We start from the raw sequence: 20,381 nt of genomic DNA, 5'->3' as shown, positions 1-20,381 counted from the left end.
GTGGTGGAGGCGGTGGTTACGGCGGTGGCGGTGGCAACCGCGGCGGTGGCTATGGTGGCGGCGGTGGAGGATACGGCGGAGGCGGTGGCGGCGGCTACGGTGGCCGTGGCGATCGCTAATCTCCAACCCAATCGCGAATAACATTCAATGAACGGAAGCCAGTCTGACATCAGATTGGCTTCCGTTTTTTCATGCCCGCACTCCAATCAAACGCCAACCGCGACCGCCTCATGACAAGCTTTAAGGGCTGTCGGGCTCACGCGGGTTTTAAAACTCGCCCGGTTGAGCTCATCCGATTTAAGAGTGTTTTCCAGACTTCTCCGCCGGGAGCTTCCTTGACATTCCGAAAAAAGAGTTAACCGCTCCCTCTTTCAGGCCTCAAACGAGCCACGGTGTGATCATGAGAAAGAAACACAACTTATTTGCGACCATTATGCTGATCACATCTAGTGGCTGCGCGTCGTTCAGCGACTGCTTCTACAAGCATGCTCCATCCCCTCACCTTTTTGGAAACTGCAAGTGCAAAACCCAATGCACCGACACGCCATGTGACGGGATATTCATTCCCTGCAACGGCCCTAACGTAAGCGTCCCAGCGTCAGATGATTCCATCGAGATACCGCCCATCCCGACGCTTGACATTGAAACAACCGACATGGAAAAGTCCTTCAGTGACCTCCAAGCGAAGGCTTCGAAACGGAAGTCGATCGAGGACTTGCAGACAGCCACCAAACCACAAAATCCCATCGTGTTGCCAATTGGCTTCTTCGAAATGATCGAGACCCAACCGATCGTCAAGTTAGTTGAGTAATTGAGTCAACGTGTCGTATGAATCCCCGTTGATAAGTCTCCTGCATTGCCCCTGAGAATCAGGCATCTTCTTCGATGCTGGCCGCGACCGCTTGAAAACCATTCACGCGTTGGCAGTCTCACCATCTTGATGATACACGTAAAACGCTCGTAGCCACAGTCAGTGCTCAGCGATGATCCACAAAGCGTTTGGATTTTCCCTCCGAACGAGGTAACGATCCTTCCGGCACCGAAGCGATTTCAACTCGCAAAGCCAATCGCTCCCGAAAGGCATTTTGCAGTCTATGCAGATTTCCCAGCCTGCCGGATTCGGTGTCCGTTTCGTCCGGAGCTTCAATTTCGATCGAAAGTTGGTCCAAATGATCCTGACGGGTCGCGACCATTCGAAATTCCGCTTCGGGCAACGTCTGACGAACAATCGCTTCAATGCTGGCGGGAAAAACGTTGACACCACGAATGACCAGCATGTCGTCTGCTCGCCCAATCACACCGCCGTCTAGCTTGACGAACTGACACGGCAGTCCGTGATCCCAGACCGGCCGAACGATGTCACCGGTTCGATAGCGAACAATTGGTCCACCGGAACGTCCCAAGTTGGTCATCACCAATTCCGATTCTTCACCGGGCTTCGCGAAACGCACGGCCCGTCCGTCTTCGTCAAACACCACAAACTCAGCGATGAACTCTGACTCGATGATGTGCAAACCACGATCGTCAGAGGCCGGAAATCCCCACGCTCCAAGCTCGCTGGCACCGGCATGATCGATCACACGAGCCCCCCAGGGTTCCTCGATTGCACGACGGATTTCGGGCACGCTTCCGCCCGGCTCTCCCGCGACAATCAATCGCGAAACGTGGCTGCCTTTCAAATCGATTCCATGTTCATTCGCGACCGATACCAAATGCAACGCGTAGGTCGGAGTGCAACACACGACCGTGCACTCGCGATCGAGCATCATCTGCAAACGAGCCGATGAAGACAGACCACCACCTGGAACGACGAGGCAACCTCGCTCGACCAAAGCATCATTGGCAGTCCAAAACCCGATGAACGGGCCGAACGAAAACGCCATCATAACCGTGTCAGCGGGCGTGACATCAGCTGCATCCAAAACGTACTGCCAACAATTCAACCACCAACGCCAATCATCAGGCGTGTCAAAGATTGGCATCGGCCAACCGCGTGAACCGCTGGTCTGATGTGCTCGCGAATAGGCTTGCCGTGGAAGAGTGAAAAGCCTGGACGGCTCCTCGCGAGAATTTCCAAGCAAATCAGATTTGGTGAGGAAAGGCAGAGATTCGAATGAATTCCAATCAAGCAAGTCCGGTGTCGCGGTGACAGCCTGTTGATAGAGCGGATGCTTGGATTCTTTCAGCCCTTGCCAAACGCTTTGCAACTTGGCCCATTGATGTGCGCGAAGGCTGTCGCGGTCCATCGAGCGAAATTCAGATCGAGAAGGTTCCATGAAGTTGATCGTCGTGTCGTGGCATCACCCCGGCCGCAAAAGGGAAAGCAAGCAAAACAAGACCGCGGCCGATTGGCTCAGCATACCAAGGTCGTGCATCAAGATAGATAACGGTAGACTGAACACAGAGAGGCGCGACGCGGATCGCAACTTCCAAATGGAAGGCCTCTGACAAGATCGAACGCCTCACCACTCACGGCATGCCGCCATCCATGGACGAAAAGATCGAGCCCGTGCTAGCGGTGATTGGCCATCCGGTTGCCGGCAACCCAACCCAATTCGCTCTCGAGAGCGCACTGGAACAAGCCAACGTGGATTGCCGCGTTTTGTCCTTCGATCTCAATGCAGAGCAGTTGCCTATCGCACTGAACGGCATGCATGCCATGAGCTTTCGAGGCGTTTGGATCGACCCGAGCTGTCGCGACCAAATCTCGAAGGACTCTAACACCACCGACCAGCTTCACATCACCGGCGTGGACCAATCATCCCCCGTTGAAGCATTGCGAAACGCACCGGAATCCAAATCAGGCGATGAGCCCCGATCAAACTGGAAAGCGATTGCGGTTCGAGAAAACACCTGGACTCAGTTGGTCCGAGATCAGCTCGAACGAGGCGGATTTTCAGTCCAACAAGTGTTGATCATCAGTGCAGATGCGGACGTTCGCAAACAACTCACGCAAAGGCTGGTCGCTGAAAATCAACTCGCTGCGACCGAATCAAAGCAAACCATTCCACCTGACAAGGATGCCTCTGCAAAAGAGAGCACTCCCGATTGTCCGGCGGGCGTTGAACCACAGCTTGAATCGACGTTGGACCGCGTCGTGACGGTGACTTCGCCAGACGAAATTACCACGACGTCGCTGGCAAACGTTTGGTTGGCAGTCGACGGTCCTGCATCCGAAATCATTGATGCCTTCCGTCGTTCGACAACACCTCCGGGAACAGTGCTGGTGGATCTGAACGAAAATTGGAACGCCAACGACATCAGCGTGTGGGAACGCTGCAAAATGGATGCGGGCAGCAACTGCATCACTCGCTGGGACATCCACGCTGCCTGCTTGGCAAAAGTCGTTCCTCAGTGGCTTGGTGCCGAAGTGCAGGTGGATGTGCTTCGCGAAGCGATGGAAGAGTATCTATCCGTTTAAGGCTACGATGGAAAAGCAATTGCTCTCTCGCTTAACGCTGCAAGACACCCACATCGTGGAAACGATTGCAAAATTGCAACGTCGTATTAGCGAGCGGTTCCCCGATTCAGGACTCCAGCATTTGTGCGGAGAATTGCTGGAAGTTGGACGCAGTGCCTCTCAGCGATCGCAAGAAATCGGCCGCCCGATTCGGCGCATACGATTCGCCAGCTACCTGCTGCTGGCCGGATTGATCGGATCATTGGTCGTTCTGATCTTCTCCATCGCACAACCCGCAACGACAGATTTGTCCAGCGATGACATGAAGCTGCCCAATCTGATTGCGATGGCGGATTCTTCCAGCCAGGTGATGCTGTTACTCAGTGCGGGCATCTACTTTTTGATCTCGTTGGAAACACGCCTGAAACGTCGCCGTGCTCTCACCGCGATTCACGAATTACGTTCGATCTGTCACATCATCGACATGCATCAGCTCACCAAAGATCCCGAGCGGGTGCTGTCCAACTTTCGCGGCACTGACAACTCGCCGCGACAGACAATGACGCCGCTGGAGCTGAATCGATACCTCGACTACTGCAGCGAGATGCTGTCCTTGACCGGCAAGATTGCTGCTTTGTACGTGAAGAATTTCGACGACTCCGCCTCCGTCGCTGCCGTCAGCGAAGTGGAACAACTCTCCACCGGTTTGTCGCGAAAAATTTGGCAGAAGATCATGATCCTCAACCAATCCGTTGGAACCACGACGCCGACTCGCAACCCAAACCCGCAGTGACCATGACTTCAGCCAAAACTCCAAGTCAGAAGAAGATTCAAAAGCAATTGCTCGACGCCGCGAGCGAACTTTCGGATGAAGTCGATCAACTGCAATTCGCTGAACCGGTCACTCACGTCTACAACCCGCTGCGATATGCGTGGAATCTTCACCAACAATACGTCCGGCAAATCGGTGCCGATGCTCACGTGTTGTTTCTCGGAATGAACCCGGGGCCATGGGGCATGGCGCAAAGTGGGGTTCCATTCGGTGAGATCGATTCCGTGGTTCAGTGGATGGGTTTGAAAGGTGAAGTTGAACGCCCGAGCAACGAACATCCCAAGCGTCCCGTCGAAGGATTGAACTGTTCACGTAGTGAAGTCAGTGGACGTCGACTGTGGGGATTGATTTCCGAAAGGTATCCCGAGCCGGCCAACTTTTTCCAGCATCACTTCGTCGCGAACTACTGCCCGCTGGTTTTCATGGAAGAGAGTGGCAGAAACCGAACCCCGGATAAATTACCCGCGACCGAAAGAGACGCCTTGCAAGCAGTCTGCGACGCGCATTTGAAGAAGGTCATTGCCGCGGCACCGTGGACGGATCTGGTCGGCGTGGGAGCGTTTGCTGAAAATTGCCTCAAACGCGTTGTGAAGTCCATCGAGCAAACGGCCGAGGACGATTCGGCCAAAAAATCCGAGGGCAAAAGCACATCGTCCATTTCGATCCATCGGATCTTGCATCCCAGCCCCGCGTCACCCGCGGCGAACAAGGATTGGGCGGGAAAGGCGACCAGCCAACTCGTGGAAGCTCAAATTTGGTGAGCCAATAAGCCATCAACGATCCGAGCGAAGTTGCAAATTTCACGTGATCATCCGTCAAATGAGTCTGTTAAACTGACGACAGATTGACCGGAGAGCCGCACGGGAACCCCTCTGCGGAAAAGCACTCGCATGGGGCATCGATTTGTTGGATTCAGTCTCGCAGTATCGCCGTCGCACTCGGCTGACAGCTTATGCCGTTGCCGCTTTGATTGCAGTCTTAGCGGTTCTTCTCAACTTGCCATGGCGGTACACCCAGATCAGTGAACGCTGGATGGGCGAACCATTCACGCTGGTGCAACGTGTGCCCGCTTTGGAAGCGGATCAAATCACGCGAGCCGGCTGGCCTTGGCGGTATCAGGTTTTGGTCGACGAAGGCCCAGACGGCATTTCGCAACAGTCCACCAGCAATGTTCTCGCGGCACGTTCGCTTGCCAACAATGCTCCGCAGTATTGGTCCGGATGGGCGTTGCTGGCCGACCTTGCATTTGCTTGCATGTTGGTCGGTCTGACGTTTCGGCTGTGGTGCTGGCGAGGCGAACGCATCGCGGTGTCTGAAACCCCTGAGCGAACGCGTCGAAAATTTGACATCGCCGTCGCTTCGGCTTGCTTCCTTCTGCCGGCCGTCCTGGTTTTCGCGAGCAACTGGACCGCCAAGGCACAATTGGCGAGTATCGAATCATCGACATCGCGAGGTGGTTATCAGTTCACATTCGAAGCTCCTCGCTTTTTGAAGAAACGGATCCCGGAACAACTGCATCCGTGCTTCCTGCGGCTTCGCACGCTGGAACTCTATTCACCGACCGAAGACAGACTGAATTCGCTAATCGGAACCAAGACCTTGCGATCGGTCCTGATCACGGACGGTCGTCTTAGATCGCACACGCTCGATCCACTTCGCAACGCCACCGAACTGACCAGCCTGACACTGAACCGGTCCCCCGTATCAAACGAAATCTGCGAGGACATTCGCGCTTGCAAACGTCTGATGTTCCTCAGCCTGAACCAATGCAATCTGACATCTCAGATGGCAACACCCATCAACGAGATGGACAAACTGCAGTACGTCGACCTGCGCAGAAACCCGCTGAAGTTGGATACGATCTCAAAACCAGAATGGTCGACCACCTGCCGTTCATTAGTTTTGAGTCGCCCAGAACCCGGTGAATCAGCGCACCTGAATCTCTATCAATGGCCAAGTCTCGAACGGTTGTCCATTCGTAGTTCGATTCGCATCCACAACGATGCACCCCTCAAGCTGACCCTTACGAACCTGCCGTCTCTAACCGAAATCGAACTGGACCGCTCTCAAAAGCATTCGCTCCACGCAAAGAACCTGCCACGGTTCCGACGGATTTTAGAACCGATCGACCTGATGCTGCTGTATGGCCGGAACGACCAACTACAAGGTCTCACACGATTCGAAAGCGTTGACCTCCATGATGTTCCCAACCTTCGTCGACTGCAGTGCCACGCTGCCGATTTGAAAGAACTTCGGCTATCGGATGTAGGCCGGCTGAAGGAATTCTACTTGGGTGTGTACTCCTATGACTCGCAAGGGCAAGTCACGACCAACTCGCAAACTGTCGTCGGCAACGAAGCTTGGTTGAAGCAAATCGCCCAAGTACCTTCGTTGACCAAGGTGGACTTGGCGAGCGTTCAATTCCGGCCCGAGTCTCTCGAACAACTTGCAACACTGTCTTATCTAAAACAGCTCAGCATCCAACAGTGCGGACTGAAGTACACGGATCTCGATTGGGTTTTGAGTCTGGAAAAGCTCCAGTCACTCGGCATTCGTGACTGTCGAATCTCGGCCGAGTGGCTCCAAAACTGTTTAGCAAAGCTTCCGAGATTGCGAATGGTCCAAGCCGATCTTTCTGATCTGGATCAACTGACCATCGCCGAGAACCCGAATTTGGTTTCGCTTGATCACTTCGAAGTTTCCAAAATGAACCGATTGGAACTGAGAAGCCTTCCTCGGCTTCGTGGTTCCATCCAAATTCGCGGCGAGATCAAAGATGTGCGTTTGGTCGATTTACCGCTTCTCGATGAGTTGTTGATTGAAAGCCCGTGGCCTCGACAGGCGAACTTGGAAGGCTTGACCAACCTGCGTTATTTCGGTGGTGGTGGACCTGAGCTGAACGACGACGTGATTGATCAACTGCTTCAGTTCAAGCAGCTTGACCACATCGTTCTGGCATATCCAAATGTCTCCGTTGACCGTCTTGAAGCGTTGGGGCAATACAAGTACCTGACCGGTCTGGAGATCCCAGGTTGTCGAGTGGACGACGAAGTGACATCCCACTGGACCAAACTACTGCGACTCCGAGTCGCGAATTTTGACGACACTCAGGTGTCGTTGCAAACGTTCGAATGGTTGCATGCGATTCCATCGCTACGCAGGCTATCCCTTGCTCGGGTACCTTTAAGCGCCGACTCACGACGAATGGTCAGCACTCTGTACCAATTGTCCTCTTTGAACCTGAGCGGATGCGATTTTCCAGCCGAGGATTTGCAACGACTCCTCGCTGCTGGCAACCTCGAGGCTCTCGACCTAACCGGGTGCAAACTCAACGAGTCGCATCTCGACACTCTGGCAAACTCGCAATCGCTTCGTCGTGTCGTCTTGAAAGACTGTTCGCTGGAGCCCAAACAAATCGCTGATCTGCTTCGAGTGAATCCTCGGCTGACTTTGGATTTGGGTGTTCACGACCAAACCTTCTTCGTCAACTTCGCACCTCCATTTCACACCCGCTTGATCGGTTGTCGCGTTCGCAAACGCCCATCCCCAATGCCAAAGGTCAGCACCAGTGACTACCTAACGTCCATGGGCTCGATGTACCTTGATGACTCCGCTTTCCCCAACGATTTGAGCGAAGACGTCGTTGCGGAAGATGACACCCCTGACGTGAATCTCGTATCGGATAGTTCGAACAACGAAGACGACCAACCGAAAGATGTTGTCGTGGACTTGGCAGAGTTTCGCATGCAGTCCGAAAGAGCGTTTTCAACCGAACTGTTTCGGGCCGCCGATGAATTGACGGCTCAAAAGTGAGTCGCTGAGAAAAGCCAACAGGGAATAGTCGACCGCCGACGAATCAGTCCTGATAATCGCCAGGACATTGCGAACACGTCCTAGCGGGAATTCAAACTGCAGCGGTGGGTTGCTTCTGACGCGAAGCCAATCCGCCGAGGACAATCGATCCTCCGACCAGCAATGAGAAACCGCCCAGGATGACGATTCCCGTCGCTGCCAAGCGTTCTTTGAGCTTCATGTCGGCAATGGCAGTTTCGAAAACTTTTTTGTCGTCCGGCTCAATTCGGATCAAGATTGCTTTTTCGAACTGCTGCTCATCGCCCACCTGGACAACGCCCTCGTAACGCCGCACGACAAGTTCATCGCGAATCCAATTGATGTCCAGCGGAATCATCTCGGGCTCGGTCGCCCATTCTTGCTCCGACACGAGTTCATCGACGTAACTCTGAACCGCACCGCGAGCGTAAACTCCAATGAGTTCATCGGCTTCCTCAATCGAACTGCTCGGCCCCGAAGTCACGACCAAGCTGTAATCCTTGCCGTCATTTGCGATTGGCTCATCAATCCAACCGGGTCGATCGTCGGGATAGATCAAATGCGAAAGCGGCGCAACGCTGAGTTCAGCGGTCTCATTTTCCTTCGGCTCCAATTCTGCTTTGACTTCATCATCGGCAAAGCATCGGTGTGAGTTGGAAAGCCCCGAACCGGGCAGAGCGCCAAGTAAAACCATCGCGATCGCGACGGTCATCCATCGGTATTCAGACTGTTGAGATTGCATTGGATTTCACCCAGGGAGCTGACAATTGTGTCATCACGATCACGCCGCCGGCAATCAACATGCCTGCAGGCTGAGGAACGGGAACGATTTGATGAACGACCCATTCACCAACCACCGCAACGGTGACCGCCCACAAACTCAATCGAACGCGACGTAAAGGGTCGACTGGTTTCCACATCCGAAGGAGTGCAAACAGCAGAGCAAAGTGCCCCATCATCGCCGCGGCTTTGGGAACGCCCGATTCCAGATAGAACGAAACCGGCAGCACCGTTGCATCGATGTCTCGTCCCAATCCCTCATCCATTGGCACCATCAGGAAATGGCCAAGAGCGTAGGCGAGAAGCCCAACGCAGGCTCCCCAAGAAGCGGACACAAGGCGACGAACCAATCCTTCGCCTTCGCTACCTTCCCAGAACTTACCAATGCCGAGCAACCCAAAGGCTCCCAGCCAGATCACCAACGCCATCCAAACGTAAGGCGCCAAAGCAATGGGCGTGAGCGGGGTGCTTCGCATTCCGATCACGGAACTAAGCAAGAGCAGCACGCCGGCCACGATCATCGATGTCATTCCCGATGTCGCCCATTCCGCCGAACGCGACAACCGAGTCCGTTCAGACAAACTGGTTCTCAGCAGCGATCGGACTTGAGCCTTCGTCATCACTGGTTTTCCAGCAGGTCGAACATTGGCGACTGCATGAGCGGCGGAATCATGATGCGGCACACTTCGCGAATCCGCTGCGTTTGGTGAATACGATGTTGGTTCGGACAGTTGCAGCACCACGTGACGAATCACGTAGTACGGAACGTAGAAGAACCCAACCATCGACAACACTGGCAACAACCAGTGCGTGTTGATCAACAGAATCGCGACCGCCGAGATGGCCAAGACCAGCTTGATACCAGGCGATGTTTCAAGTGCCCGCCACCAAGCTCGTGCGTCGGAAAAACTGTTTCGAACCGCTCGTGCGATGGGTTCTTCACCGGCCGACGCGTTCAAAACCATGGACGCGCCATCTGCATTTGGTGAAGCCAAACCATCTGCGGCACCAACGGGTTCGCTGCGTCGGTTGTTCTTCGGATAAGAGCAGAATGCATCGCCGTTTTGTTCTTTCGAATCGGACGAAACCACTTCCGCCAACACGGGCGTCTCATCGGTTGGCATTGAAGCTAGCGAAAGCATCTCGGCGACATCGCGAGGACGTTTGCGAGGATCCTTTTGCAAACAGCGATGGATCACGTTTCGGTATTGATTTGGCACACGCGACAAGTCGGGCGAGTCGGTCAGGTGTTTGACAATGATCTCTTGAGGAGTCTCGCCATCAAACGGCAATTCGCCAGTCAGCATTTCGAACAAGATCACGCCGAGTGCATACAAGTCAATTTCGCGACCGTACTGCCCACGACCGATCTCGGGAGCCATGTAGTGGAATGTTCCGATGCTCTCGGTATGCCCGCTTCTGTGAGAGGCGGAAATGAATTTGCTCAGCCCATAGTCACCGACTTTGACGATGCCGTTGTCGTCAAACAAGTTGCCAGGTTTGATATCACGGTGGACCAAACCGGCCGAGTGCAAATGGGCAACGCCGGCGGCGGCTCCCGCGAACCAGTGACGAACCTGCGATTCGAACATGCCGCTCGGCAAGACATTGCGAGAGTCGGATGTGGCGGACTTGGCCGCGTCATCCAATACCTCTCGCAAGTTGGGACCGGCGACATACTCCATCACCACCCAGGCTTGGTCGTCGGCATCCCGACACACATCGTGAAGCGAGACCAAGTTCAGGTGCTTGAGATTCAAACAGTGAGAAACTCCTCGCAGTTCAACTTCCAGATTTCGCTGGATGCGTTTCAGTGCGACTTCCTTGCCCGCTTGGCTGACCGCGAAATACACCTCGCCAAATCCGCCCACTCCGATGCCACGACGAATCGTGTATCGGTCCAGGACCAGATCGTTGGGGGAGTGGGTGAATTTCATCGAACGAGTTGATGGCATTGGGTTCGAGTAGTCTGCGGGAAGTTCCATTGTATCGGCCAAAGCACTCATCGCATGCCTTTTCATCAAGACGAGAACGTTCCGCCAGATTCACTCGGACGGTCACACGGGGAGCCCGATGCTCCCCGTGCCGGACAGATCACAGCGACGAATCGCTGCTTTCACCTTCCAATTGAATCGAAACGTAGGCCTGATCTTTGCCGCCATCCAGCTTTTGCATGTAAGCGGTGACGTCGTCGAGCAGGTTCTCGTCCGAAGGTTCGTCCAAGTTGATCTCGCCGAAGTACTCGACATCGACCTTCATCGTTTCCTCTTCCACGTCGATTCGCGTGGCAATGTCGTCCAACAAACGTCGAGTGTCCGACAAAGCACTGTCATCGAGGTGCAGCTGAGTGCTGGTTTGAGCGACGCGAAGGGCACCCAAACGAGCCTGCAGGTTTTCGACTTCGACTTCTAACTGGCGTTTTGCGTCCAGCATTGCGTCCATCCGCTCAGAAGCGGCGGCAAGCGAAGCTTCGCGAGCAGCAAGCATTTGACGGAGCTTTTCCGAGGTTTGCTGACGAGTTTGGAAACGTTTGAAACGATTTCCCAAATCCGATTTCACCTGGGCCGACGTGTAAGTCACACCGCCGTAGGAGTAAACGGAACTTTCGTCTCGCAGATCATTGGTCAGTCGTTCGATGTCGTTTTTCGCCTTGGCCAACTTCTCGTCGGTTGTCGACAACTCACGTTGCAAACGAACCACCTCTGTTTTTTCCTGAGCGATTCGACGAGCGTTTTGTTGAATTTCGGGCTTCAAATCAACGATCAATTGGCGGGCTCGATTGAGCTCCCATTCCAAAGGCACCGCGTCGCTGGCGGTGTTGGTCATGTACGACCAACCGCAACGAGCGTAGCTGCCGATTGGAGTGGCGATGGTCAAACCAGACAACAAGGTGGCAGCGGTTCCTGCCAGCACTAGTTTTTTGAGCATGTGTGTTCTCCTGAGAAAACATTTCGTGGGATTTTTTGGCGGAGTCAGTGCCGCATCATTGGGTTCTTCGTTCCAGGCGGTCGCGTCTTGGCAAACGGGCGCAAAAAAACCGAAAATCCCACAAACAGGGTGAATTCCGGCGACCTGCCGCGGTTTCGATTCGTAGAAACACCAGTCCCAGGCTGGCGTTTTCTCTTCTCTTTCAGGCGATTCCGACGCGATTTGATCGCGTTTAACGTAGGTTTTCAGTAAACCACATTGATTCTTCGGCCCACTTTTTGCCGAACCTTATCCTGGGTGAAGCCATCTGGAATGGTCCTGGAGAAACAACCATGTCAACTTCATCACCAACACCGAATCCATCCGAATGGGTGCCGTCTGAAACCGGCTCGCCCCGGCATGAAATCCAATGTCTTGATTGGGGAAGGATCACGGCTCTTTTTGACACCGAATCAGTCAACGCCGCGTTTGGCGATTGGATTGACACGGATTTGTCCGACATGGAAACGCGCTTGTCTGCTTTTCAATCGCACGGTTCAATTCTGCGTGGACTGAAAGAATCTCGCTAGAGACTGAGCGTAGCTCTGCACCACGAAAAACGCCTAGTTTTTCGTAGCGAGTGGGCATGATTGGCTTGGTCTTAATCCTGACTTTTTGCTAACGTCAGCGCACTTCGGCATTTTTCACGATGGCCGAGGAACGAATCTGTCCGATTGGTTACTCGGATTGTTCGGGTTGTAGTTGAGTCGAACACTCGATTGGCTGCTGCACACCAAGTCGGTCGATCCTGATTGACGCAGACCCTTGGACCGTCTTCCCGTGGCGTTCCTCCCACTCAATGCCTGACCCACAAGCAGCAAGGAAGCTGAGATGAATACACCCCGTCGTCAATTTTTGGGACTCGCCGGCGGACTGCTGGCCGGTGGACTCTCTCAATCGGCCCTCTTTGGGCAAGACCCCCAGTGGACCAAACCGGTTCACCGAGTCGCCAACGCCGCCCTGTCCGCTCAAAAGGCTGCACCGGCCACCCCTGCCAGTTCCGCGAAAGCCGCTTTGGTTCGTGGCTTGGAGATGGCTCGTCAATCGCTGACGCGATCAAAAACGGAAGTCAGGGACTACACGGCCGTTCTGGTCAAACGGGAACGCATCGGCGAAACCGTCGGCGAACACGAATACATGCAGATCAAGGTTCGCAATCGCAAAGAGGAGAACGGTCGTCTGGTGCAACCATTCAGCGTCTATTTGGCGTTCGTAAAACCTACTTCGGTGAAAGGTCGCGAAGTCATTTACGTTGAGAATCAGAACAACGGCAACATCGTCGCTCACGAAGGCGGATTCAAAGGCCGCTTCTTGCCGACCGTCTCCATTCCGCCGACCGGGATGCTTGCCATGCGTGGCCAGCGATATCCGATGACTGAGATCGGTGTCGAAAACATGATTCTAAAACTGATCGAACGAGGCGAGAAGGCTCTTCAATTCGAAGATGTCCACGCAGAATTGCGAAATGGGGCTCGCTTTCAAAATCGCGCGTGCACCTTGTTGCGTCTGACTCAGCCGACCCGTCGTCCGGACGCGGAATTCCATAAAGCTGAGGTTTACATGGACGACGAACTGAACATGCCAATCCGCTACATCGCCTACGATTGGCCGAACAACGCGGACGGACGCGGCGAAGTGATCGAGGAGTACAACTACCTCAATCTTGAAGTCAATGTTGGACTAACCGACGCGGATTTCGATCCGTACAACAAGGACTACAACTTCCACTCTTGAGTGGGATGTCCGCCTGAAACCGGGCGAATTTGAAATGAAATCCAGTGCGGGGAAATCGGTGGAACAGACATTGCATGCTTAGCAGTACAATAGTTTGTTTCCGTTCCTCGCATTGCGTCTTTTCGCGTTGCCCATTCTTGCACCGCATTTTGTGGCGGTGCTTTGTTCGCGGAGTCTGATCATGACGTCCTATCCTCGCCCCGCTTCACTTGCCGTAACTTCGATTGCGGCCGCAGGTATCGGTCTGGCTTCGTTGTTCTTCATCGGGTGCAACGTCCCCAATAACCCTGGGCCGACTGTGAATGTCCCCGCCGAAGCCATCCAGCAGGTGGTCGGTTCAGCGGGCGATCAGGATCTGGTGCTCGTTAAATTTGGCGCACCATGGTGCGGACCATGTCAACAAATCGACAAGGAATTGCAATCGCTCGAACCGACTCTTGCGGGGGAGGTTCGCGTGGTGAAAATTGATGTGGGCGAACAACCAGAAGTCGCGGCCCAATTTGGAATCGACGGCATTCCAAGGATGTTCCTGGTCCGAAACGGCAAGGTCTTGGCGGACGAAGTCGGCTATCGATCGGAATCTGAGCTTCGAAGCTGGGTCGCTGATTATCAGTGACCCCGGCTGAGCCAGCCTGAATGTGCGAAATTGCTGGCTCTTTGGAATGCGGGCCCATTTGCTTCCCAACATTCTGAAACGATTGCGGCTTCTTCTCGGATAGTCATCTGGGAAATTTCGCCTCCGCAATCTACGGTGCTGGCTGATTGAAGCACCCCGAGCAGGCACGTTCTGCTTCGCGTTCCTCCATTTGGCCCGCCCGAATGAATTCAGCCAAAGTGAATCCTTCCGGACACGCCCCCACCCCAGCGAAATCCGCTAGTCAGGGGCCAGCGTTTCCCGCCAGCCGCTATGCATTGTTCTTCGGTCTCGCCATCGCTGGTGGCGCGTTGGACCTGTGGAGCAAAGAGGCCATCTTCCGATGGCGTGGCTTGCCGGGAACCAAAGATATTCACTGGATCATTGAAGGCTACTTCGGAATTGAAACCGCGGTGAACATCGGGGCGGTCTTCGGTTTGGGAGCCGGCCAAGGTTTGGTGTTCGCGGCGATTTCTGTCTTTGCCGCTGCGGCGATCATCATTTGGCTGTTCTTCTTCAAAGCCGCGCGGTCGTGTTGGTTGACGTTCGCCCTGGGATGCATCACCGGCGGAATCATCGGCAACCTTTACGACCGGCTAGGGTTCTGGTGGGAACCAGGAATGCACGATCAGTGGCAAAGCGGTGTTCGCGATTGGATCCTATGGCAGGCATCCGATCAATGGAAATGGCCCAACTTCAACATTGCGGATTCATTGTTGGTCACCGGAGCGATCATGTTGTTGGTTCAATCTTTCTTCTTCCCGCCACCACCGCACGGTGAGGCCGACGGCAGTGAACTGCCAGGTCGGAGGGCGCCGGACGAACCGACCGAAGGCACGAAGCCGGCCGCGTCGTGAAGACTTCGCTGATCGCGTCGCCGCGACACACTCTGGCTCGATTGCTTTGGGTTTGGCGTTGGTGGTTGTTCCTCATCGGATGTCTGTCGGCGATCCCGCTCGCGATCTATCAGACGGATTTGGGAATGGACCGGTCGCTGGCGGCGATGTTTTCGCCAACCGACCCGACGCTCAATCAGTATCAACATCTGCAGCAAACCTTTGGCGGCAATTTGGTCGTCATGTTGGTCTACGATGACGCCGAGTTGATGACCCCAGAAGGAGTCGCCCGGAATCAAGCCTGGACCACCTCTGCAGAATCAATCGATGGCGTTCGAGGCGTTTTGTCAGTCTCGAAATTGGTCCAGGCGTTTGCTTACATTCGGCCACAGTTTTCGCTCCTGACAGGATCTCTTCCATCCAATTCGCAGGCTCCGCCGCCTCCGTCAAAGATGCTGGCGAAAGACGACCCGGTCGCGAATTCGTTTCGAGATCTCTTCGCGGGGTACACGCATGGGCAGGACGAGAAGACCGCTGCGATTGTGGCGATGCTTCAACCGGGGCAGACCGAATCGGCCATCGCGGAATTGCGACGGCTCGCTGATCAAATCCCCTCCGAGCGAGCCCCGGTTTTGATTGGTGAACCGGTGCTGCTCGACGATGCTTTTGACATGATCCAAGCTGATGGCAACCGATTGGCGTGGGGCACGATCGGCCTGCTGAGCCTGGTGATGATGTTGACGCTTCGCGATTACCGCGTTGTCCTGCTGGCCGCCATGGCAATCGTATGGGCAACGCTTTGCACACGAGCGTCCATCGTCGCGTTGGGCATGGAAATGTCATTGGTCTCGACCATTCTGATTGCAATCATCGCAGTCATCGTGGTGGCTGCTGTGATGCATATCGGAGTCCGCTCGCGAGACAACTCCACCGCCCAAGGCGAATCCAATACGAGCGAATCGATCGTCCGAGTCACCACATTTTTGGCGATCCCGATTCTTTGGACCTGCCTGACAGATGCGGCCGGGTTCGCTTCACTTTTAAATTCCCAAGTGCGACCGGTTCAGCAATTCGGCACGATGACCGCCGTCGCCGCCCTAGCGATTGTCGCCGCACTGGTTTGGTTCACCTCGGCTTTGATGAGCCTACCGTCGGGCAAACGAACTCCGTCTCAACCGACACAGCCAAACGAGACACCGAATCTCTCGAAACGATTTCTCGTTCACTTGGTAACAACCAGCCTTCGCCACAGCAAACTGTTGTCGATTGTCTCCATCATTGCTCTGGTTCTGAGCACGACGATGGTCACTCGACTAAAAACGGAAACCAGCTTCCTCAGCAACTTTCGCGAAACCAGCGGCATCGTTCAAGCTTACGCTCGAGTGGAACAGCAATTGGGTGGGGCGGGGGTCTGGGACGTGGTACTTCCCGCACCAGAAACCATTTCGCCGGATTACGTGTCTCGGGTTCAAAGTTTTGAGAACAAGCTGCGTGAACTGGAAGTTGTTGATTTCTCCACCGGGCAAACTCACCGCCTGACGAAGGTCTTGTCACTCGCAGACGCCGACGCAGTTGCGGCCCAGAGTCCACTGCTATCCATCGTGACACCCGAAGTCCGCTTGGCAGGCATGCGCACCGCGATCCCCACTTTCGCCGACGCCTTGTTGACGTTCGATCTACCCAAGGAGGGTCAGACACGAGAGCTGAGAATCATGCTGCGAAGCGAAGAAAGCATGCCCGGTGAAGTGAAACGAGAACTCATTCATCAAGTGTCGCAATTGACCCAGGAATTTGATGAACGAGGACTCGTCACGGGCTACTCGGTTTTAATGTCTCAGCTCGTCAGCAGCTTGCTTCGCGATCAATGGAAGGCTTTGGCGATCGCTCTGGCCTTGGTCGGCATCTTGATCGGAATTGCGACGGGTAGCCTGCGATACTCTCTCGTCGCACTGTTGACCAATACGTTGCCGGTCATGTTGGTTTTGGCCGCCATGGGGCTCGCCGGCGGAGGCTTGGACCTGGGATCCGCCATGATCGGTGCGGTCTCCATCGGTTTGTCCATCGACGGTTCGATTCACTTCCTGGCGGGCTATCAACGCGCACGATCTGCGGGCGTGGATGTGGTGGTAGCCGCGACCGACGCGGCGACGGATGTGGCGGCTCCGATCTTGCTTGCGACATTGGCATTGGTGATTGGGTTTGGCATTTTGATGACCAGCCCCTTCATCCCCACGGCCACCTTTGGCATGTTGATCGCCGCGACATTGGCGGCGTCCGCTTTGATCAACCTCACGTTGTTGCCCGCTGCCATTGTCGCGGTCGACCGTTCCAAAAACTCACATTGAAAACTGGATTGAACATGCATCTTCGAGGCGTTGCTTTGGACATGGACGGGCTTTTGTTCGACACCGAGCGAATCTATTTCCAAGTCGGCCAAGTGTTGATGGAACGTCGCGGTCACACGTTCACCTTGGAACTGCAACAAAAGATGATGGGTCGGGTGGGCTTGTCCGCGGTTGGTCAAATGATCGATCACCACCAATTGGGCGACGACCCGGTGTCTTTGCTCGCCGAGTCCGATGACGTCTATGGCGATCTGCTGCTTGGAGAACTTCGGCCGATGCCAGGTCTGGCAGAATGGATCGATCGGTTGCGAACCAGCGGACTGCCGTTTGGTTTGGCCACCAGCAGTCGTCGCAAGTTCGTGGACATGATCTTGCCGACGACCGAATGGTCCGGCGATCTGGCGTTTATATTGACCGGTGACGATGTCACTCACGGCAAACCCAATCCAGAAATGTATCTGAAAGCGGCCGATCGGCTCCTTGTATCGCCCTCAGAGATGCTTGTTTTGGAAGACAGCGGCAACGGATCGAAAGCGGCGGTTTCGGCCGGTGCGGTCACGGTCGCCGTCCCCAACGAGCACACTCGGTCGCACGTCTTTGAAGACGTTCACTTGGTTGCCGATTCGCTCGCCGATCCACGACTTTGGGAACTGCTACCGCAGACCACCAATGCTTGAAAAGTGGTTGGCTATTCTTTCCAGTTCACGTCGCTGCGAGCATGCAAGCGTTTGCTGACCTGAGTGTTGCCACCAGAAACCAATTCCAACTGTTCCAAGACATTCTCGATCGGAATTTGCTGGGCTTCGTGAACAAGGATTGGCGTGACGCCTGGGATCACCACCGTCGTCAGTGATCCCGTGTGAGCGGATGAAACCTGAGGTTCCAAACGTTCGCGGTCCGACTCGCTTCCGACCAACAACAACAGGCGTTGGCGACCGCCGCATTGCAGTAGCGGTGGCGATGCAACTTGCAGTGCCGATTCGATCGTCGTTTGTTCGTTCCACAGCGAAGTGCCGTTCTGCGGTTGCTCAAACGTCTGAGTTTCGCAGACACCTGTTCGTGCTAGCTGAGCGGTGTTGGTGTCGCGTTGATACAGAATCGTTTGAGTATTGGTCGGGTCTGAATCTTGAGTCAGAACCGACGCCGATGAGGTCGTCGAATCGTTCAAACTAGCAGACGATTGTCGATGAGCGTCGATCACGTTCTCGACAACGGGCAGGCACTTCCCTACCAAATCGGTTGCCATTTCCTGTTCGTCCCACTCGACCTTTGCATCACGCAACGGACCAAGCAACCAAGGCGACGCGGTTTGCGAATGCAGGTTTTCTAGAACCGCATTGAAACGCATCTGAATCTCTTGCGGCATCTCCGTCCAAGGGTTTTCAGTGTCACGATTGTCACCGGGAACACATCGAATGGCTTTCGCGATTCCAACCGCCATCTTGGTCAAAGTCGCATGCAGACTCTCGATTCGTTGTGCAAATGCTTTGAGTTGTTCGCCTGCCATTTCCGATGCGATCAGATTCAACTCCATCATCGCCAATTTCTCAGCCGCTTCGATTTCACTTTCCAAATCGGTATCGGAGCCCAACTCTTGCCGCATGGCGGTCTGCTCCTCTCGCAGGTCGGTTCGGAATTGGTCGAGTTTCTGGACTTGGGTCGAGCACCACTTCATCAATCCTTCGGTGGCCTGAATGCTTGACGTGACGTCGATTCGTCCGTCGTGCATCCGGACCGAAACTTCGCGACGAAGCATGACCATTTGGGTCGCTGCCCGGCGGTCCAACCGATCCAGGACATCGCACTCGCTCAGTTTTTCTTTCAACAGTCGCGTGACTCGTGCGCCATTCATGATCTCCTGAATCGATAGTCGCGAAAGCATCTCAGATAGATTTCTAGCGATGGCATCCGCGTCTTGGCCAAAGGGTGCCTTCACTTCGTCCAAATAATTCGCGATCTCCAAACCGCACCGCTTCCGCAAACGTTCGGTCGTTGGGCCTGCGATCTGGCGTGACTCGTTGGGATTGCCGAGCCAACGCAACAATAGGTGACGTGCGGCGGCAGGCGCGAGCAGGTTCTCTTCCAACGCTCGAACACATTTCAATCTCGCCACTCCGACCGATCGCAACATAGGCTTCGCGAGCACCGCAGCGTCGGCTTGGTCACTTCGTCGAGCTTCCGCCAACAACTCGCCAGCACCGGCCGCATCCGCCCACAGGTAGTCCACCATCGTTGCCGCGGCGGAACCTGACGGAAGAGCGTGATCGCCATCGACGACCACATAAGCATTTCGCAGTGGATTTCGAGACGCGGGAACGCCGGACCAGTCCACGCCGGCATCCCCGGGATAGCTGTTCTCGGGCAACATGTAATGACCGATTTCAGAGATCGCTGCGAATGAATCATGCAGCGTCAATGGTTGGTGCGGGTTGCCTTGCAGCGACACAGTCGAAAGCAACGGCAACACCGAAGCACTTTCCAAGCCTGCTTCATCCAAGATGGTCCGAATGCGAGGTGCCAAGTCCATCACCATTCCGCTGGCTGTTCCGCCTGAAAGCGAACCGATGATATAGACCGACGGAATACGGTCACCACAAACGGCGGCCAAGTGATCGATCGATTCGCGAAGCCCCGAGTCAATGGTTTTCGCGTGGTCAATCATCGCCAGTCGCCCCAGAGGACGCATGCCCTCGGTCGTACCGCTGCGAGGTACGTTGTAGATCCAACGACGCGACAACGATCGGAAGTGATCGGTCCGTCCTTCGCGATATTGCTGAGCGGATTTGAGCGGTGTGTGCAGGATCGTCGCCGGTGGGATGCGGTCCGATGCTTCCGCCAAACGAGCCGCGTGAATGGTATGCATATCCGTATCGATCAACACCGAATGCAAATCCAAAGGACATGCACTATGCAGAGTCGCAACACGGTTGCGCAGCTCATGCAAACATTCTGCTCCGACACCGCCGACGGCGACCACCAAAGCGTGGCCCGTCACACGGGCGTGGACCATCGCTTTCCCAGA

The 20,381-nt window shown here is 54.8% G+C and carries 14 protein-coding genes; 9 read left to right on the top strand and 5 right to left on the bottom strand.

What is annotated here, in order from left to right; genetic code table 11:
* Positions 1–977: 977 nt before the first annotated feature.
* On the bottom strand, positions 978–2,276 hold the full coding sequence (locus B2R17_RS25840) for a phenylacetate--CoA ligase (RefSeq protein ID WP_286766272.1): 1,299 nt from the start codon (positions 2,274–2,276) through the stop codon (positions 978–980).
* Between the two features lie 200 nt (positions 2,277–2,476).
* Between B2R17_RS25840 and B2R17_RS25835 the strand changes: the two genes are divergently transcribed.
* From B2R17_RS25835 to B2R17_RS25820, 4 genes are all read left to right on the top strand, one after another.
* Positions 2,477–3,421, top strand: a complete 945-nt coding sequence (locus B2R17_RS25835; RefSeq protein ID WP_286766271.1) for a shikimate dehydrogenase — start codon at positions 2,477–2,479, stop codon at positions 3,419–3,421.
* 7 nt (positions 3,422–3,428) lie between these two features.
* A complete protein-coding gene (locus tag B2R17_RS25830) occupies positions 3,429–4,193 on the top strand; it encodes a hypothetical protein (protein ID WP_008653368.1) in 765 nt (254 codons plus the stop codon).
* Between the two features lie 2 nt (positions 4,194–4,195).
* On the top strand, positions 4,196–4,993 hold the full coding sequence (locus B2R17_RS25825) for a single-stranded DNA-binding protein (protein WP_286766270.1): 798 nt from the start codon (positions 4,196–4,198) through the stop codon (positions 4,991–4,993).
* A 142-nt stretch (positions 4,994–5,135) separates the two neighbouring features.
* On the top strand, positions 5,136–8,045 hold the full coding sequence (locus B2R17_RS25820; protein ID WP_339886911.1) for a protein kinase: 2,910 nt from the start codon (positions 5,136–5,138) through the stop codon (positions 8,043–8,045).
* Between the two features lie 91 nt (positions 8,046–8,136).
* On the opposite strand, the gene B2R17_RS25815 is transcribed toward B2R17_RS25820, so the two are convergent.
* The 3 genes from B2R17_RS25815 to B2R17_RS25805 form a co-directional block, all read right to left on the bottom strand.
* Positions 8,137–8,805, bottom strand: a complete 669-nt coding sequence (locus B2R17_RS25815; protein ID WP_286766268.1) for a hypothetical protein — start codon at positions 8,803–8,805, stop codon at positions 8,137–8,139.
* A complete protein-coding gene (locus tag B2R17_RS25810) occupies positions 8,786–10,864 on the bottom strand; it encodes a serine/threonine-protein kinase (RefSeq protein ID WP_286766267.1) in 2,079 nt (692 codons plus the stop codon). The genes B2R17_RS25815 and B2R17_RS25810 overlap by 20 nt, the downstream gene beginning before the upstream one ends.
* 73 nt (positions 10,865–10,937) lie before the next feature.
* Positions 10,938–11,771 (bottom strand): hypothetical protein, encoded by an 834-nt coding sequence (locus B2R17_RS25805; RefSeq protein WP_008667552.1) that lies wholly within the window; start codon positions 11,769–11,771, stop codon positions 10,938–10,940.
* An 870-nt stretch (positions 11,772–12,641) separates the two neighbouring features.
* On the opposite strand from B2R17_RS25805, the gene B2R17_RS25800 reads away from it, so the two are divergent.
* The 5 genes from B2R17_RS25800 (at position 12,642) to B2R17_RS25780 (ending at position 18,036) form a co-directional block, all read left to right on the top strand.
* The gene (locus tag B2R17_RS25800; protein WP_037251751.1) at positions 12,642–13,544 is read left to right on the top strand and encodes a DUF1571 domain-containing protein; all 903 of its coding nucleotides are present in this window, start codon (positions 12,642–12,644) and stop codon (positions 13,542–13,544) included.
* A 181-nt stretch (positions 13,545–13,725) separates the two neighbouring features.
* Complete coding sequence (locus tag B2R17_RS25795) at positions 13,726–14,160, top strand: thioredoxin family protein (RefSeq protein WP_236615782.1); 435 nt, start codon at positions 13,726–13,728, stop codon at positions 14,158–14,160.
* A gap of 203 nt (positions 14,161–14,363) precedes the next feature.
* Positions 14,364–15,035: a signal peptidase II gene (locus tag B2R17_RS25790; protein WP_286766266.1), complete on the top strand. Its 672-nt coding sequence runs from the start codon at positions 14,364–14,366 to the stop codon at positions 15,033–15,035.
* On the top strand, positions 15,032–17,359 hold the full coding sequence (locus tag B2R17_RS25785) for an efflux RND transporter permease subunit (RefSeq protein WP_286766265.1): 2,328 nt from the start codon (positions 15,032–15,034) through the stop codon (positions 17,357–17,359). The genes B2R17_RS25790 and B2R17_RS25785 overlap by 4 nt, the downstream gene beginning before the upstream one ends.
* 14 nt (positions 17,360–17,373) lie before the next feature.
* Entirely contained in the window at positions 17,374–18,036 is a 663-nt protein-coding gene (locus B2R17_RS25780) for an HAD family hydrolase (RefSeq protein ID WP_286766310.1), read from the top strand.
* Positions 18,037–18,047: 11 nt separating this feature from the next.
* Here the strand turns inward: B2R17_RS25780 and B2R17_RS25775 are convergent.
* A partial coding sequence (locus tag B2R17_RS25775; protein ID WP_286766264.1) for a tubulin-like doman-containing protein occupies positions 18,048–20,381 on the bottom strand: 2,334 nt, incomplete at its 5' end.

This window comes from Rhodopirellula sp. UBA1907 (assembly GCF_002337565.1).
Taxonomy (GTDB): domain Bacteria; phylum Planctomycetota; class Planctomycetia; order Pirellulales; family Pirellulaceae; genus Rhodopirellula; species Rhodopirellula europaea.
The sequence above is the reverse complement of the archived record's forward strand: the minus strand, read 5'-3'. Positions and strand labels throughout refer to the sequence as shown.

What these genes read in the sequence shown, in the direction of transcription:
- B2R17_RS25800 (WP_037251751.1), top strand. Translation starts at nt 12,642, where the DNA reads ATGAATACACCCCGTCGTCAATTTTTGGGACTCGCCGGCGGACTGCTG.
- B2R17_RS25790 (WP_286766266.1), top strand. Translation starts at nt 14,364, where the DNA reads ATGAATTCAGCCAAAGTGAATCCTTCCGGACACGCCCCCACCCCAGCG.
- B2R17_RS25780 (WP_286766310.1), top strand. Translation starts at nt 17,374, where the DNA reads ATGCATCTTCGAGGCGTTGCTTTGGACATGGACGGGCTTTTGTTCGAC.
- B2R17_RS25830 (WP_008653368.1), top strand. Translation starts at nt 3,429, where the DNA reads ATGGAAAAGCAATTGCTCTCTCGCTTAACGCTGCAAGACACCCACATC.
- B2R17_RS25805 (WP_008667552.1), bottom strand. Translation starts at nt 11,771, where the DNA reads ATGCTCAAAAAACTAGTGCTGGCAGGAACCGCTGCCACCTTGTTGTCT.
- B2R17_RS25810 (WP_286766267.1), bottom strand. Translation starts at nt 10,864, where the DNA reads ATGAAAAGGCATGCGATGAGTGCTTTGGCCGATACAATGGAACTTCCC.
- B2R17_RS25825 (WP_286766270.1), top strand. Translation starts at nt 4,196, where the DNA reads ATGACTTCAGCCAAAACTCCAAGTCAGAAGAAGATTCAAAAGCAATTG.
- B2R17_RS25815 (WP_286766268.1), bottom strand. Translation starts at nt 8,805, where the DNA reads ATGCAATCTCAACAGTCTGAATACCGATGGATGACCGTCGCGATCGCG.
- B2R17_RS25795 (WP_236615782.1), top strand. Translation starts at nt 13,726, where the DNA reads ATGACGTCCTATCCTCGCCCCGCTTCACTTGCCGTAACTTCGATTGCG.
- B2R17_RS25840 (WP_286766272.1), bottom strand. Translation starts at nt 2,276, where the DNA reads ATGGAACCTTCTCGATCTGAATTTCGCTCGATGGACCGCGACAGCCTT.
- B2R17_RS25835 (WP_286766271.1), top strand. Translation starts at nt 2,477, where the DNA reads ATGCCGCCATCCATGGACGAAAAGATCGAGCCCGTGCTAGCGGTGATT.